This is a genomic window from Streptomyces sp. NPDC047000, assembly GCF_040644295.1.
Taxonomy (GTDB): Bacteria; Actinomycetota; Actinomycetes; order Streptomycetales; family Streptomycetaceae; genus Streptomyces.
In genome coordinates this window covers 84,365-97,600 of the sequence record NZ_JBEYWE010000011.1, presented here as the reverse complement: position 1 = coordinate 97,600, position 13,236 = coordinate 84,365, and the positions used below count along the sequence as shown (strand labels likewise).

Annotated in this window: 15 protein-coding genes; 10 read left to right on the top strand and 5 right to left on the bottom strand. The window is 72.5% G+C overall.

Annotated features, from left to right (window positions below):
- Positions 1-110: 110 nt before the first annotated feature.
- The 3 genes from ABZ862_RS19310 to ABZ862_RS19300 all read left to right on the top strand — a co-directional run bounded on the left by ABZ862_RS19310 (position 111) and on the right by ABZ862_RS19300 (position 1,678).
- Positions 111-560, top strand: coding sequence for a DoxX family protein (locus ABZ862_RS19310; RefSeq protein ID WP_360959565.1), 450 nt, complete (start codon positions 111-113; stop codon positions 558-560).
- Complete coding sequence (locus ABZ862_RS19305; RefSeq protein ID WP_360959563.1) at positions 557-979, top strand: OB-fold domain-containing protein; 423 nt, start codon at positions 557-559, stop codon at positions 977-979. The genes ABZ862_RS19310 and ABZ862_RS19305 overlap by 4 nt, the downstream gene beginning before the upstream one ends.
- Before the next feature lie 132 nt (positions 980-1,111).
- The gene (locus ABZ862_RS19300; protein WP_360959561.1) at positions 1,112-1,678 is read left to right on the top strand and encodes a GNAT family N-acetyltransferase; all 567 of its coding nucleotides are present in this window, start codon (positions 1,112-1,114) and stop codon (positions 1,676-1,678) included.
- Positions 1,679-1,721: 43 nt separating this feature from the next.
- Here the strand turns inward: ABZ862_RS19300 and ABZ862_RS19295 are convergent, their stop codons facing one another.
- The gene (locus ABZ862_RS19295; protein WP_360959827.1) at positions 1,722-2,384 is read right to left on the bottom strand and encodes a pyridoxal 5'-phosphate synthase; all 663 of its coding nucleotides are present in this window, start codon (positions 2,382-2,384) and stop codon (positions 1,722-1,724) included.
- A 315-nt stretch (positions 2,385-2,699) separates the two neighbouring features.
- Positions 2,700-3,125 (bottom strand): hypothetical protein, encoded by a 426-nt coding sequence (locus ABZ862_RS19290; protein WP_360959559.1) that lies wholly within the window; start codon positions 3,123-3,125, stop codon positions 2,700-2,702.
- Between the two features lie 119 nt (positions 3,126-3,244).
- Here ABZ862_RS19290 and ABZ862_RS19285 point away from each other — a divergent pair, with 119 nt between their 5' ends.
- Positions 3,245-4,024, top strand: coding sequence for a helix-turn-helix transcriptional regulator (locus ABZ862_RS19285; RefSeq protein ID WP_360959557.1), 780 nt, complete (start codon positions 3,245-3,247; stop codon positions 4,022-4,024).
- Positions 4,021-4,215 carry a DUF397 domain-containing protein gene (locus ABZ862_RS19280; RefSeq protein ID WP_360959555.1) on the top strand — a complete coding sequence of 65 codons (195 nt, stop codon included), beginning with the start codon at positions 4,021-4,023 and terminating at the stop codon, positions 4,213-4,215. Before ABZ862_RS19285 ends, ABZ862_RS19280 begins: the two co-directional genes overlap by 4 nt.
- 88 nt (positions 4,216-4,303) lie before the next feature.
- On the opposite strand, the gene ABZ862_RS19275 is transcribed toward ABZ862_RS19280, so the two are convergent.
- A complete protein-coding gene (locus tag ABZ862_RS19275) occupies positions 4,304-5,017 on the bottom strand; it encodes an SDR family oxidoreductase (RefSeq protein ID WP_360959553.1) in 714 nt (237 codons plus the stop codon).
- 160 nt (positions 5,018-5,177) lie between these two features.
- Here ABZ862_RS19275 and ABZ862_RS19270 point away from each other — a divergent pair, with 160 nt between their 5' ends.
- Complete coding sequence (locus ABZ862_RS19270; RefSeq protein WP_360959551.1) at positions 5,178-5,789, top strand: TetR family transcriptional regulator; 612 nt, start codon at positions 5,178-5,180, stop codon at positions 5,787-5,789.
- 18 nt (positions 5,790-5,807) lie between these two features.
- On the opposite strand, the gene ABZ862_RS19265 is transcribed toward ABZ862_RS19270, so the two are convergent.
- Positions 5,808-6,980: an acetyl-CoA acetyltransferase gene (locus ABZ862_RS19265; protein ID WP_360959549.1), complete on the bottom strand. Its 1,173-nt coding sequence runs from the start codon at positions 6,978-6,980 to the stop codon at positions 5,808-5,810.
- Between the two features lie 124 nt (positions 6,981-7,104).
- On the opposite strand from ABZ862_RS19265, the gene ABZ862_RS19260 reads away from it, so the two are divergent.
- Both ABZ862_RS19260 and ABZ862_RS19255 read left to right on the top strand, forming a co-directional pair.
- Positions 7,105-8,310, top strand: a complete 1,206-nt coding sequence (locus tag ABZ862_RS19260) for an acyl-CoA dehydrogenase family protein (RefSeq protein ID WP_360959547.1) — start codon at positions 7,105-7,107, stop codon at positions 8,308-8,310.
- A complete protein-coding gene (locus ABZ862_RS19255; protein WP_360959545.1) occupies positions 8,310-8,789 on the top strand; it encodes a nitroreductase/quinone reductase family protein in 480 nt (159 codons plus the stop codon). Before ABZ862_RS19260 ends, ABZ862_RS19255 begins: the two co-directional genes overlap by 1 nt.
- A gap of 196 nt (positions 8,790-8,985) precedes the next feature.
- Here ABZ862_RS19255 and ABZ862_RS19250 read toward each other — a convergent pair whose 3' ends face one another.
- Positions 8,986-9,633 (bottom strand): TetR family transcriptional regulator, encoded by a 648-nt coding sequence (locus tag ABZ862_RS19250; RefSeq protein WP_360959543.1) that lies wholly within the window; start codon positions 9,631-9,633, stop codon positions 8,986-8,988.
- A 122-nt stretch (positions 9,634-9,755) separates the two neighbouring features.
- Between ABZ862_RS19250 and ABZ862_RS19245 the strand changes: the two genes are divergently transcribed.
- Both ABZ862_RS19245 and ABZ862_RS19240 read left to right on the top strand, forming a co-directional pair.
- Positions 9,756-10,478 (top strand): VOC family protein, encoded by a 723-nt coding sequence (locus ABZ862_RS19245; RefSeq protein WP_360959541.1) that lies wholly within the window; start codon positions 9,756-9,758, stop codon positions 10,476-10,478.
- Between the two features lie 283 nt (positions 10,479-10,761).
- On the top strand, positions 10,762-13,125 hold the full coding sequence (locus ABZ862_RS19240; RefSeq protein ID WP_360959539.1) for a PQQ-binding-like beta-propeller repeat protein: 2,364 nt from the start codon (positions 10,762-10,764) through the stop codon (positions 13,123-13,125).
- Positions 13,126-13,236 lie beyond the last annotated feature (111 nt).

The following is a 13,236-nucleotide window of genomic DNA, read 5'->3' as shown; positions in this document are numbered from 1 at the left end:
CGTCGTACGGGTCTTGCGGAAGCGGTGCCGATCGGCTGAACTGACGTACCGTCAGATACCTGGCCCGGAACCGGACCGGGACCGTACGTACGCCGTCGGCAGGGGTGCCCATGGACACGATCTGGCTCAGTGGTGCCGAATGGCTGGCCGTGCTGCGCATCGGCCTCGGGCTGTGGTGGCTGGAGAGCTGGCGGCACAAGGACAAGAAGACCTGGTTCCGGGGCGGCGGCATCGGCTGGGCGGCGGGCATCGCGGAGAAACACCGGTGGGGCGCGGTACGGTCCGGTTTCGCCGCGGTGGTTTCGCCCCGGCCGCGCCTGATGGCGTACGTCGTCGCGTACGCGGAACTGGCACTCGGGCTCGGGCTGGTCCTGGGGCTGCTGACGCCGGCGGCGCTGGTCGGGGGGCTGGTCCTGAACGCCCTGTACTTCACGCTCATGATCCACGACTGGGCGGAACAGGGCCAGAACTCGATGATGGCACTGATCTCGGTGACGGGGTTCTTCGGGATGTCGTGGCAGACGTGGTCGCTGGACAGCGCGCTGGGATGGTTCGCATGACCGGCACACCCGACCCGGGGCCCCGACGCCCCGACGCACCCGCCCCCGAGCCTGATGCCTTCACCCGCCCCTACTGGGACGCGGCGGCGCAGGGCCGCCTCCTGCTGCGCCGCTGCGGAACCTGCGGCAGGCCGCACCACTACCCCCGCGAGTTCTGCCCGCACTGCTGGAGCGAGGACGTGAGGTGGGAGACGGCGAGCGGCCGGGCCACGCTCTACACATGGTCGGTCGTGCACCGCAACCAGCTGCCGCCCTTCACGAGCCGCACGCCGTACGTCGCCGCGGTCGTCGACCTCGCCGAGGGCCCGCGGATGATGACGGAGGTCGTGGAGTGCGCGGCGGCCGGGCTGCGGGCGGGGATGGCGCTGGAGGCGGCTTTCCGGTGCGGGATCCCCGTGTTCCGGCCGTTGAGGGGGTGACCCGGGGGGAATGGGGGACTCACCGGTTTCAAAATGGGAGGCATGGCACCCCTACGCGACCGACACGACCCGCGTGACCGACGCGACCGTGCTCCGCTCCCGATCTGCCGCCCGCGGGGCAGGCGCCCGCCCGTGGACACCGGCCCGGACCCGAGCGGCGAGGGGTTGCGCCTGCGCCGCTGGGACGCGGAGTCCGAGGCCGACGCCGCGGCCTGGCTGCGTGGCAGGACCGACCCCGACTTCCTGCGCTGGAACACCCCGCTGGCGCAGACCGCCGACCTCGCCGGGGCCCGGCAGTCGCTGAGGGCCCAGGCGCGGGCGATCGCGGACGGCACGTGCGCGCACTTCTGCGTCACGGACGAGGCCGACGGCAGGGTGCTCGGCCATGTCGGGGTGAACGCCATAGACCGCGTGATGCGGGTGGCCCGCATCGGCTACTGGGTCCTCCCGGAGGCCCGCGGCCACCAGGTCGCCACCCGGGCGCTGGCCGTGGTCACCCGCTGGACGTTCGCCGAACTCCCGCTCCACCGGCTGGAACTCGGCCACGCGCTGGGCCACGAGGCGTCGTGCCGGATAGCGGAGAAGTGCGGCTACCGCGCGGAGGGCACGCTGCGGGGAGCGATGTTCGACACGGGCCGCGTGGACGCCTTCCGGGACGTCCACCTGCACGCGAGACTGACGACGGACGACACCGCCTGACCCGGGTGGCCCGCCTGACCCGGGTGGCTGAGGACCGGACGGCTCAGGGCCAGAGCAGTTGCCTGCTCCACCCTTCCGCCTCGCGCCGGTAGACGAGCCGTATGTGACGCCGCTGGGCATCCCCCTGGAAGAACTCCACGGTGTCGGGCCGCAGATGGTAGAGCGTCCAGGACGGCACGGCGGCCGTCGGCTCCAGCTCGGCCCGCCGCCAAGCGGCCCGCGACGCCTCGGCCAGCTCCTCCAGGGATCCGAGGGGCTCGCTCTGGTGCCCCGTGAGGGCGGAGGAGAGCGCCCCGGTGGAACGGGCGTGGAGATCGGCCTGTGCCTCGGTGGCCGGGGCGGTGGCGACGGACCCCCGCACCCGGACCTGCCTCCCGTGCACGGGCCAGTAGAAGACGAGGGCGGCGTGGGGCTGCGCGGCGAGCTGCTGCCCCTTGGCACTCCCGGAGTGGGACGCGAACGCCCACCCGTGCTCCTCGTCGGCACCGTGCAGCATCACGATCCGCGCGTCGGGAAGACCCTCGGCGTCGGTCGTGGCGAGCGACATGGTGTGCGCCTCGACCTGCCCGGCCGCCACGGCCTCACTCAGCCAGGCCCCGAACAGCTCCACCGGCCCGTCGGGCACGGAGCCCGGTTCCAGCGACCTCAGTTCGGTGAATTCCGGATCCCACACCCGAAGGGACCGCAGCAGTTTCTGAAGATCCATGGGCTGAGTATCACCTGAGGTGGTGGCCCGAAGGCAGACCTTCTCGGCCCGGACGTGTGGATGGCCCGTGGTGAGCAGTCCGATGTCCTCGACGTCCGACGTCAGGACCACCTCCGTGCCCGGACACCGAAGCGCGGTCGCGCACCGCATCGCGTCGATGGCGTACCCGGCACGCTTGGCAGCCACCGCCTGCGGATCCGCCGGGCCGTTCACCTGGTCGAAGTCGGTGATCAGTTCGTCCAGGTCGTCCCGCTCCATCTGCTGCTGCGCGGCCTTCTCCGGACAAGCCGACACGCCCCGCCTCCCGATCCCGGATCATGCCGGATGCCGGCAGCACTGCCCGAGTTGGGCCGTGAGCACGCCGTGCAGCAGCTCGGCGTCGACGAACTCTCCCAGCTCCGGCGCCCCGCAGCGCCAGCTGAGCGGGTACGTGTTGCCGTCCGGTGCCGGAATGCCGACGTACTCGTCCCGCCCGGCCGGCGCCGGCCGCCCGAGACGGCGTACGCCGGGCGGCCAGTCGAACTCCTCCCCCTCACCGGGAGCCAGCAGGAAGTACGTCCAGCGCCCCCGGCCGACCTCCCGCACGACGGGACCGGGCCGGTCGTCGGTGAGTGAGGCGAGGTGGTGCACCACGGCCTCCCCTCGGACCCCGCAGACACGGACGGCATCGAAGTGAATCCCGGCCAACCGGAGTTGCAGACCGACTGCGGGCACCCAGTTCGGGTGAAGGTTGCTCGTCATACGGACGAGCTTCGCGCCGTGTGCCTAGCGTGACCAGGTGGACACGATGCACATCGGTGCTTGTGGAGAGGACGGTGGCGGGAGTGGGGTCATGTGAGGCGCCTTCGGCGGGCCGGCGGATGGTGGGGGAGCTGCTGCGCGTCCACCGGACACGGCTGGGACTCACCCAGAAGGAAGCGGCGGACCTGCTCCACGTGTCGGAGTCCTGCCTCGGCTCGTACGAACGGGCGGAACGGATCCCGACGACGGCGTTCCTGAAGCACGCGGACAAGGGCCTGGACGCAAGGGGAGCGCTGTGCGCGTGCGTCGAGATGATGGAGGAGGAGAAGTACCCGCCGAAGTTCGTCGACTGGGTGAGGTTCGAACGGTTGGCCCCGATCATCAACGGTTATGAGGTCATGGTGGTCCCAGGGCTTTTGCAGATCGAGTCGTACACGCGCGCTCTGTATGAGTCCCGCTATCCCTCCTTCGTCGGCGAGGAGATCGACAAGCACGTCGAAGCCCGTCTCGAACGGCAGTCGGTGTTGACGCGGCATCCGCTGCCGCGTCTCGGGTTCGTGGTCGAGGAGTCGGCGCTGGAGAGGCAGTTCGGTGGCCCGAAGGCACTCAGGGAGCAACTGCTCCATGTGCTGGAGCTGATGCGGACAATGAGCCACCTCACCCTGCAGATCATGCCGGCCGACCGCCATACGCATGCCGGGCTGCAAGGTGCCATGCAGCTGATGAGTACGGAAGAAGGCCGCAATCTGGTCTTCGTCGAGTCTCAGGCGGGCAGTACGTTGATCTCCCGGCCGGATCAGGCCAACGGCCTCTTGGACCTGTTCGGCATGTTGCGGGCTCAGGCGCTCACGCCATGGGAGTCGGCGGAGCTCATCGAACGGAAGGCGGAGCAACTGTGAACACGGTCCAGCTCAACTGGTTCAAGTCGAGCCACAGCACCAACGAGGGCGGCGCCTGCCTCGAAATAGCCGTCATTCCCGCTGCGGTCTACGTGCGCGACTCCAAGACTCGCACGCCGACGGCTTCGGTCCTCACCGTCACCCCCACCATCTGGACGGCCTTCGTCACCGCGGTCCGCCACCACCGCTGACCGAAGGACAGGGGCCGGCTGCTCAGCTTGACCGGCACATTCGCCCAGGGCGGCTTCCTGTCGACCTTGTCGCCGACCGCCCGGCGGGTCAGGCGCGGGCGTGGATTCCCATGCCTCCGGAGACGACCAGGTTGTCGCCGGTGATGTAGCCGGCGGCGTCCGAGGCGAGGTAGGCCACCGCTTCGGCGATGTCGGCGGGCGTGCCGGCGCGGCCGAGCGGGACCTCCTTGCCCCAGGTGTCGAGCATCTCCCGGGTGACGCCCATCCTGCCGTAGACGGGGGTGTCGATGAGGCCGGGGCTGACGGCGTTGACGCGGATGCCGCGGGGAGCGAGTTCGAGCGCGAGGGACCGCATGAGGGGCAGCAGGGCGCCCTTGGCGGCTGTCGTGGCGGCTCCCACCCCTTCGCCGGCGCCCACGGTGAACACGACCGACGCGCCCTCGCCGAGGAGCGGCAGCGCCTTCCGCAGGGTGAAGAAGCTGCCCTTGACGTTGATGTCGAACAGGGCGTCGAAGGCGTCCTCGTCGGTCGACTCGATCGGGCCGGGGCGGGAGACGCCCGCGTTGAGGAAGAGCAGGTCGAGGGAGCCCAGGTGCCGGCGGGCCCTGTCCACGGCGTGGTCGATGTCGGGCAGGGACCGTGCGTCGGCCCGGACCACCAGGACCTCTTCGGGAAGTCCGGCGTCGGCGGCATGGTCGACGCCGGTGACCATCACGCGGTAACCGCGGGAATGGAGCAGTTCGGCGGTCGCCCTGCCGATGCCGCTGGTTCCACCGGTGATCAGCGCTGCGGGTGAGGACATCATGCGCTCCTACGGGGGCTTGGGGTGAAGGGGGGAGAGGTGGAGGGTGGGTGCCCCTCCGGGGGAAGGGGTTCCGTTCTGACAGCGTACGCCTGGCTGGCAGTGACTGCCAAGAAGGCTGTCGGTGTCTGAGTGGCAGTGCTGGGTTAGCCTGGTCGGCATGAAGCAGGGAGACGAAGCCGCGACGGGCGTATCGGCCACGCTGTGGGACCGGACGCGGCAGCTGGCCTCCCGGGAGATCCTGGCGACGGCTCTGCGGCTGTTCACCGAGCAGGGCTACGACAGGACGACCGTCGCCCAGATCGCGCGGGAGGCCGGCGTCTCCCAGCGCACCCTCTTCCGCTACTTCGGTGCCAAGGAGGACCTCCTCGGCGGTGATCAGCGGCTGTTCGGGAAAGTACTGGTGGACGCGATCAGCGGGCAGCCGGCCGGAGCCGGTGTCTGGGAGGTCCTGCGCGCCGGGGTCGCCGCCGTTCTGGCCCTGCACGACAGCCGCGAACAGGCCCTGGAGCGGTTCCGCCTCCTCCACGACACCCCGTCGCTGCGCGCCGGCTGGCTCGAGAAGCGGCTGCAGTTCCAGGAGGATCTGCGACCGCTCGTCGAGGCGCGCATGGGCATGGCCGCCGACGGCGCGGATCCGCGGGCCCGCGCGGTGATCGCCACGGCGTTCGCCTGCCTGGACGCCGCTTCGATGGCGTGGGTCGGCGACGACGGCAAGGGCGACCTCCTGGACCTCTACGACCAGTGCGTGGCCGCCGTACGCGACGCCTAACCCGCGGCCGCCGCCGGCTCACCCCCGCCCCAGCACCACCGTCCCCGAGGAGCAGAACCACCCCCCGGTGCCCGACGCCACCCCCAGGCGCGGCAGCTGTCCGTCCCGTGTCCGTACCTGCCGCTCGCCGCATTCGCCCCGCAGCTGCCGTACCGCCTCGACCAGCAGGAACAGGCCCCGCATCCCCGGGTGCTGGGCGGAGAGGCCGCCGCCGTCGGTGTTGACCGGGAGCTCGCCGCCCGCGACCTTCAGCCGGCCCTTCTCCACGAAGGCGCCGCCCTCGCCCTTCGCGCAGAAGCCCAGGTCCTCCAGGGTGACGAGGGTCATGTAGGTGAACGCGTCGTAGATCTCCGCGAAGTCCATGTCCGCCGGGGTCACCCCGGCCCGCTCGAAGGCCAGGCGGCCGCTCACCGCCGCCGGGGAGACCGTGAAGTCGGGCCACTCCGACATCGTCGCGTGGGAGAGGTGCTCTCCGGTGCCGAGGATCCAGACGGGGGCGGTGCGGCAGTCCGGTACGTGGTCCTCCGCCGCCAGCAGGACCGCCGCGCCGCCGTCCGAGCGGATGCAGCAGTGGAGTCTGGTGAACGGGTCCGCGATCATCGGGCCGGAGAGGACCTCGTCCACCGTGATCGGGGTGCGGTGCATCGCCTCCGGGTTCAGGGCCGCGTTGGCTCTCGTCTGGACCGCCACCTCCGCCAGCTGCTCGATCGTCGTGCCGTGTTCGATCATGTGACGGCGGGCCGCCATCGCGTACTTCGCGATCAGCGTGTGACCGTACGGCGCCTCGAACTGGAGCGGGCCGCGGCTGCCGAAGGACAGGTCGCCGGTCCGGCGGCCCGCCCTGATGTCGGCCCTCGCCGTCGAGCCGTAGACCAGCAGGACCGCTTCCGCGTGGCCCGCCGCGATGGCGTCCGCCGCGTGGGCCGCCATCACCTCCCACGTCGAGCCGCCCACCGAGGTGGAGTCCATCCACGTGGGGCGCAGGCCCAGGTACTCCGCCACCTCCACCGGTGCCAGCGTGCCCAGACCCGCCGAGGCGAGGCCGTCCACCCGGGAGCGGTCCAGGCCCGCGTCCGCCAGGGCCCGGCGGGCCGCCTGCGCGTGCAGGGCGTACGGCGTCGCGTCGTCCACCCTGCCGCAGTCCGCCAGGGCCGCACCGACCACGGCGACCTTGCGATTCCCTCGCGTCATGAGATCTGACGGTACATCAGATGCGGGTCGGTGCGGCAGGGGTCCGGCGAAGGGCGCGGCTCTGGGCAATCGCCGCCCCGCGTCCTAACATGACGCGCCGTCAGATACCGAGGGAGCCGCCCCCATGGACGCCTGCTTCACCCCCGAACAGGACCAGATCCGCCGCACCCTGCGCGACCTGCTCGCCGGACGCTGCGGCCCCGCCGAGCGCCGCGCCGCCCTCGACACCCCCGCCGGACACGACCCCGCCCTCTGGACCGTCCTCGCCGACGGCCTCGGTCTCCCCGGCCTCGCCCTCCCCGGGACCTACGGCGGCGTCGGCTGCACCCCCACCGACCTCGCCCTCGCCGCCGAGGAGACCGGACGGGCCCTCGCCCCCTCCCCGCTCCTCGCCACGGCCGTCCTCACCGCACCCCTCCTCCTCGCCCTCGGCACCGACGCCCAGCGCGCCGCCCTGCTGCCCCGCATCGCCTCCGGCGCCCTCACCGCCGCCCTCGCCGTCCCCGGCGCCGCCCTCGCCGGCGTCCTCGGTCTCACCGGCGGGAGCGGCGGCGGGGGTGACTGGGCCGGGGGCGGGCGGGCCGGCGGGGTGCAGGCCCGGAAGGAGGGGGAGGGGTGGCGGCTGTACGGGGAGGTCGAGCAGGTGCTGGACGGGCACAGCGCCGGGCTGCTGGTCGTCGCCGCGCACAGCGGGGGGTTCGCCCGGTCCCGGGTCCTCCTCTTCCTCGTACCTGCCGACGGCGCCCCCGGACTGCGGCGCGTACGGCAGACCGCCCTCGACGCCACCCGGCCCCAGGGGCGCCTGCAACTCCGGGACGTGGGGGCCGAACTGCTCGGCGCCGACGCGCACGCGGACGTCCCCGCCGCCCTCACCGCCGCCGGGGACGGCGTCGCCGCCTTCCTCGCCTGCGAGGCCGTCGGGGCCGCCGACCGGGCCCTGGAACGTACCGTCGAGTACGTCAAGCAGCGGGAGCAGTTCGGGCGGGCCGTCGGGTCCTTCCAGGCGCTCCAGCACCGGCTCGCCGACGCCTACGTCCAGGTCCAGGCCGCCCGTTCCGCCGCCTACTACGCCGCCTGGGCGACCGGGCGGGAGGGCGTGCGCGCCGGCGGGCTCGCGCTCGCCCAGGCACTGGAGGCCCTGCGGCTGGTCGGCGGGGAGGGCATCCAGCTCCACGGCGGTATCGGGTTCACCTGGGAGCACGAGGCCCACCTGTACTTCAAGCGGGCCGCCGGGGACGAACTGCTCTTCGGGCCCGTGCACCGGCTGCGCGCCCGTGCCGCCGACGCCGCCGGGCTCTTCACCGCCGACGCGGAAGGGGTGACCGTCTGATGGCCCGCACCGGCGCCCGACTGCTGCAGAAGGTGTCCTCCACCCGCGGCTTCGCCAGGGCGGCGCCCCGCGTCGTCCCCGTCCTCGACCGTGCCGTGCACCGGCTCACCCGGGGAAAGGTGCTGCTCAGCGCGCTGATGCTGCCCGGCGCCGTGCTCACCTCGACCGGGGCGAGGAGCGGGGAGGCGCGCCGTACGCCGCTGGCCTGCCTGCCCGAGGAGGGCGGGCAGCGCACCTGGCTGCTGGTCGGGTCCAACTTCGGGCGGCCGGGACATCCCGCCTGGACGCACAACCTTCTCGCCCACCCCGACGCCGAGATCAGCTGGAAGGGCCGGGACATCGCCGTGCACGCCGTGCTGCTGCGGGGTGCGGAACGGGCCGCCGCCTGGCAGTACGCGCTGGCCTGCTGGCCGCCGTACGCCACGTACCAGGCCCGGGTGGAACGGGAGATACGGATCTTCAGGCTGCTGCGGAGATGACGCGTGACGCACCACATGCCGTGCGTCACGCACCACGCACCACGCACCACGCGTCACACGTGGCGCGTGACGCGCGCGCAGCGCTGCGGGCGGTGGTCCACAGCCGTCGACCACCGCCCGTGAGACAGGACTTGGGGGCTGGAAAAGTGGGCGGACGCCAACGAAAAGTGATGAGGGTCACGGTCTCCGGGCGGACCTACCTCGTCGGCTTCCGCCCCGTCACACCCAGATGGATCAACAGCGCCAGGTTCGGCTTGAGTTCCGCCTGCTTGACGCCCCAGGACGTGAAACCCTTCTGGTGCGCGGCCACCGCCGCCAGCATGGCGACCAGTGAGCCCGCCACCGCCGCGGGGTTCACATCCTTGTCGATCCGCCCCTTGGCCTGGAGTTCCGCGATGGATTCGCTCAGGGAGTTGTTCACCGCGTTGAGGATCTTCATACGGATCTTGTAGAAGCGCTTGTCACCCTCGGCGGCGCCGAGATCGACGACGCGCAGGATGGCGTCGTGCTTGCGCCAGAAATCGAGGAAGCCGTCCACAAGTTCCTGCGCGGTCTGCCATCCGGCCTTGCCCGCCCAGGACCGCCCGGCGACCAGTTCGGTCAATCCAGCGCCCTCGGAGGCCATTTGCTCGGCGATCTCCAGGACGGCACCTTCGACGTCCGGGAAGTACTGGTAGAACGTCGCGGGCGAAGTGCCCGCCTTGCGGGCGACGTCGATGACCTTGACGTCACGGTAAGGAGACGAGCTCAGCATCTCGCCGAGGCAGTCGAGCAGCTTCTGCCGTGTCGCCTGCCCACGCCGGCCGGCCACGCGGCCGTCGACGGTACGCACTTGTCCTGTCATGTCGTCAGCTTACCGAGGGGTGATCGGATCGCTATTCGGCCGACTGCAAATGGGGTGCGCGGGGGTGTGAGCGGTGGTGTGCCTGGTCTGCGCGGTGCGCGTGACGCCAGTAGGTTGGCAGCATGGCCGAAAACAGGGCATCGGTGTACGGAGAGGGCGTCCCCTGCTGGGTGGACGCCCGGCTGCCCGACGTGGCGGCGGGGGAGCGGTTCTACGGAGAGCTCTTCGGGTGGACCTTCGAGGAGGCGCACGGGGACTTCCGGTGGGCCCGGCTCGACGGCGAACCGGTCGCGGCGCTCGCGCAGAAGACGGACGGCCGGATGCCGAGCGTCTGGACGGTGTACTTCGCCACCCCGGACGCCGAGGCCCTCATGCGCCGTGTCCTGGCGGCCGGCGGACAGCTGGTCATGGCGCCGACGCCGCTCGGCACCCTCGGCACCGCGGCCCAGGCGGCCGACCCCGAGGGCGCCGTGTTCGGGCTGTGGCAGCCCGGCGGGCACCGGGGCTTCGGGCGGCGCCACGAGCCGGGCGGCTTCGTCTGGGTGGAGCTGTACGCGCGCGACACCACCGCGGTCAACACCTTCTACGGCGGCCTCTTCCGTGACGCCCTGTTCGGCGAGGGCGCCGAGCCCGACTTCGGCCGTGCCCCGGTCTCCGGGGTGTTCCCCGCCGAGATGCCGCCGCACTTCCTGGTGCACTTCCGGGTGGAGGACTGCGAGGCCGTCCTGGGGCGGGTGCAGCGGCTCGGCGGACGAGTGCGGGTTCCGCCGTTCGAGACGTCGTACGGCACCGTCGCCGTCGTCAGCGACAATCAGGGGGCGTCCTTCGCGGTGCTCCAGCGGTGACACGCTGCTCCGGCGCTGACACGGCGCCCGGGCGGTGACACGGTGCCCGGGCACCGGCACGATGTTCCGGTACCGACCCGGCGTTCCGGTACCGACCAGGCGTTCCGGTGCTGGAATCTTGTCATTCGTCACAGGACACCCCGATATCGCCCCGGGTTCGCAACCAGTGTCCGGGCCAGGGAGAATCGGGGTGCGTGCCGCCACGGCGGTGCGGTGGTGAGACGCTGCACGGGGTCGCGTACATAAGTGGGTGACGCGGCTCGTACGGGGAGGTGGCAGGCAAGTGGTGGATCAGCTGACGCAGCACGATCCGCGGCGGATCGGGCCGTTCGAGGTGCTGGGACGGCTGGGAGCCGGCGGCATGGGGCTGGTCTATCTCGCGCGCTCGGCGTCCGGCCGGCGCGTGGCGATCAAGACGGTCCGTACGGAACTGGCGGAGGACCAGCTCTTCCGGGTCCGTTTCACCCGCGAGGTGGAGGCCGCCCGCGCCGTCTCCGGCTTCTACACGGCCGCGGTCGTCGACGCCGACCCGCGCGCCGCCGTGCCCTGGCTGGCCACCGCGTACGTTCCCGCGCCCTCCCTCGAGGAGATAGTGAACGACTGCGGCCCGCTGCCCGCCCAGGCGGTGCGCTGGCTCGCCGCCGGGGTCGCCGAGGCGCTCCAGTCCATCCACGGCGCCGGACTCGTCCACCGCGACCTCAAGCCGTCCAACGTGCTGGTCGTCGAGGACGGCCCCCGCGTCATCGACTTCGGCATCGCCTCCGGTGTCTCGAACACCCGTCTGACGATGACGAACGTCGCCGTCGGCACCCCCGCCTACATGTCGCCCGAGCAGGCCAAGGACTCCCGCAGCGTGACCGGCGCGAGCGACGTCTTCTCGCTCGGCTCGATGCTCGTCTTCGCCGCCACCGGACACCCGCCCTTCCACGGCGCCAACCCGGTCGAGACCGTCTTCATGCTGCTGCGCGAGGAACCCGATCTGGAGGGGCTGCCCGACGAGCTGCGCCCGCTGATCGACTCCTGTATGCAGATGGACGCCACCGCCCGGCCCAACCCGGCCGACCTCCAGGCACAGCTGGCCCCGCACCTGTTCGGCTCCGGCTCCGACGACAGCGGTACGGCGTCGGCGTGGCTGCCGGAGTCGGCGGTCACCCTCATCGAGTCCCGCCGCGGCGCGGTCCGCGCCGGTGCCGCCCGGGCCACCCAGGCGGGCCCGCGACCCCAGCTGCCGCCCCCGCCCTCGTACGCCCCCGCCCCCGTGCCCGTCCCGGCCACCGCGCCCGCCCCGCTGCCCCTGCCGGCCGGCGCCCCCGACACCGGCCCGGTCCGGCTGGCCGGCGCCGCCGTGCCCATCGGACCGGGGCCGCGCGTCGCCGACGCCCGCGCCGCCGCCGTGAAGGCACCGCCGCCCGAGGCCGGGCTGGTCGCCCACTGGTCGCGCCCCCGCCCCGGCGTCAACGGCGCCGACCCGGCCCTCACCGCCCCGCAGGCCCCGCCCGTACCGCCGGAGGCGGCCACCGGCTGGCGGCCCTGGCGGTTCCGTATGTCCAACGATGTCTGGGGCACCCCCGCCGTCGACGGTGACCTGGTCTACGTCACCTCCTTCGAGGTGCACGCCCTGGACGTGGCGACCGGCCGCCGCCGCTTCAAGACGCGGGACGTGGCCTGGTCGATGTCGGTCGCCGACGGCCGTATCCACGCCTCCGACGGCCCCACCCTCTACGCCCTCGACGCCCGTGAGGGCGGCGATCTGTGGCGGCTCCAGACCGACGCCTGGGTGTACTCCCTCAAGGCCGAGCGCGGCACCGTCCTCACCGCCACCCGTGGCGGCGGGGTCCAGGCGTGGGAGGCGTCCAGCGGGCAGAAGCTGTGGGAGCTGAACGGCGCGCAGACCGACTTCGAGTCGCCCGAGGCGGGCCCCGCGCTCCACGACGGCGTCGTGTACGTGTGGCAGGACGCCCGGCTGCGCGCCCTGGAGGCCCGTACCGGCGACGAGCGCTGGTCGTACCCGGTCGGCGACGCCGCCTCCTGCGGCGGGGTCCCGGTCCGTCTCACCCCGGCCCCCGACGGCTGCCTCTACGTCGCGGCGGGCACCCGGGTCATCGCGATCGACGTGGCGACCGGCATGGTGCGCTGGCACTTCGAGGCCCCGGCGGTCTTCCTGTGCCCGCCCGCCTTCGCGCCCGGCCCCGCCGTCACCGGCGGCGGTGTCTACCTCGCCGACTACCTCGGCACGGTGTACGCCCTGGACGCCGCCGACGGCCGCGACCGCTGGCGTATCGCCACCGAGTCCCGTTCCTCCGCCGAGCCGGTCCTGGTGGCCGCCGGACACGTCCACGTGGGCAGCGGCAAGGGTCTCTACACGCTGGACGCGGTGACCGGTACGCCCAAGTGGCGGTTCCAGTCGGGCGGCGACCTGGTGGGCGCCCCGGCGGTGGCCGAGGGCCGGATCCACTTCGGCTCGACCGACCATCTGCTCTACACCCTGAAGGCCGACGACGGCCGGCTGCGCTGGAAACTCGCCACCGGCGGCGAGATCACCGGGTCGCCGGTGGTGCGGGACGGCATCGTGTACGCGTGCAGCAAGGACCGGTGCGTGTACGCGCTGGACGCGGAGAAGGGCACCGGCACGGCCCGCACGACGTGACGACCCGGCGGGGCGCGGTCGCGCGGCCTCGGGGGAGCGGCAGCGCCTGTGCGGCGGCTTCGGCGTGACGGCTTCGGCACGGCGGTGGGTGCGACGGCCGTCGCAGCGGTG

Coding starts and splice junctions, on each gene's coding strand:
- ABZ862_RS19310 (WP_360959565.1), top strand. CDS start 111: ATGGACACGATCTGGCTCAGTGGTGCCGAATGGCTGGCCGTGCTGCGC.
- ABZ862_RS19305 (WP_360959563.1), top strand. CDS start 557: ATGACCGGCACACCCGACCCGGGGCCCCGACGCCCCGACGCACCCGCC.
- ABZ862_RS19255 (WP_360959545.1), top strand. CDS start 8,310: ATGGCCCGCACCGGCGCCCGACTGCTGCAGAAGGTGTCCTCCACCCGC.
- ABZ862_RS19275 (WP_360959553.1), bottom strand. CDS start 5,017: ATGTCCTCACCCGCAGCGCTGATCACCGGTGGAACCAGCGGCATCGGC.
- ABZ862_RS19260 (WP_360959547.1), top strand. CDS start 7,105: ATGGACGCCTGCTTCACCCCCGAACAGGACCAGATCCGCCGCACCCTG.
- ABZ862_RS19265 (WP_360959549.1), bottom strand. CDS start 6,980: ATGACGCGAGGGAATCGCAAGGTCGCCGTGGTCGGTGCGGCCCTGGCG.
- ABZ862_RS19245 (WP_360959541.1), top strand. CDS start 9,756: ATGGCCGAAAACAGGGCATCGGTGTACGGAGAGGGCGTCCCCTGCTGG.
- ABZ862_RS19285 (WP_360959557.1), top strand. CDS start 3,245: ATGGTGGGGGAGCTGCTGCGCGTCCACCGGACACGGCTGGGACTCACC.
- ABZ862_RS19270 (WP_360959551.1), top strand. CDS start 5,178: ATGAAGCAGGGAGACGAAGCCGCGACGGGCGTATCGGCCACGCTGTGG.
- ABZ862_RS19295 (WP_360959827.1), bottom strand. CDS start 2,384: ATGGATCTTCAGAAACTGCTGCGGTCCCTTCGGGTGTGGGATCCGGAA.
- ABZ862_RS19250 (WP_360959543.1), bottom strand. CDS start 9,633: ATGACAGGACAAGTGCGTACCGTCGACGGCCGCGTGGCCGGCCGGCGT.
- ABZ862_RS19290 (WP_360959559.1), bottom strand. CDS start 3,125: ATGACGAGCAACCTTCACCCGAACTGGGTGCCCGCAGTCGGTCTGCAA.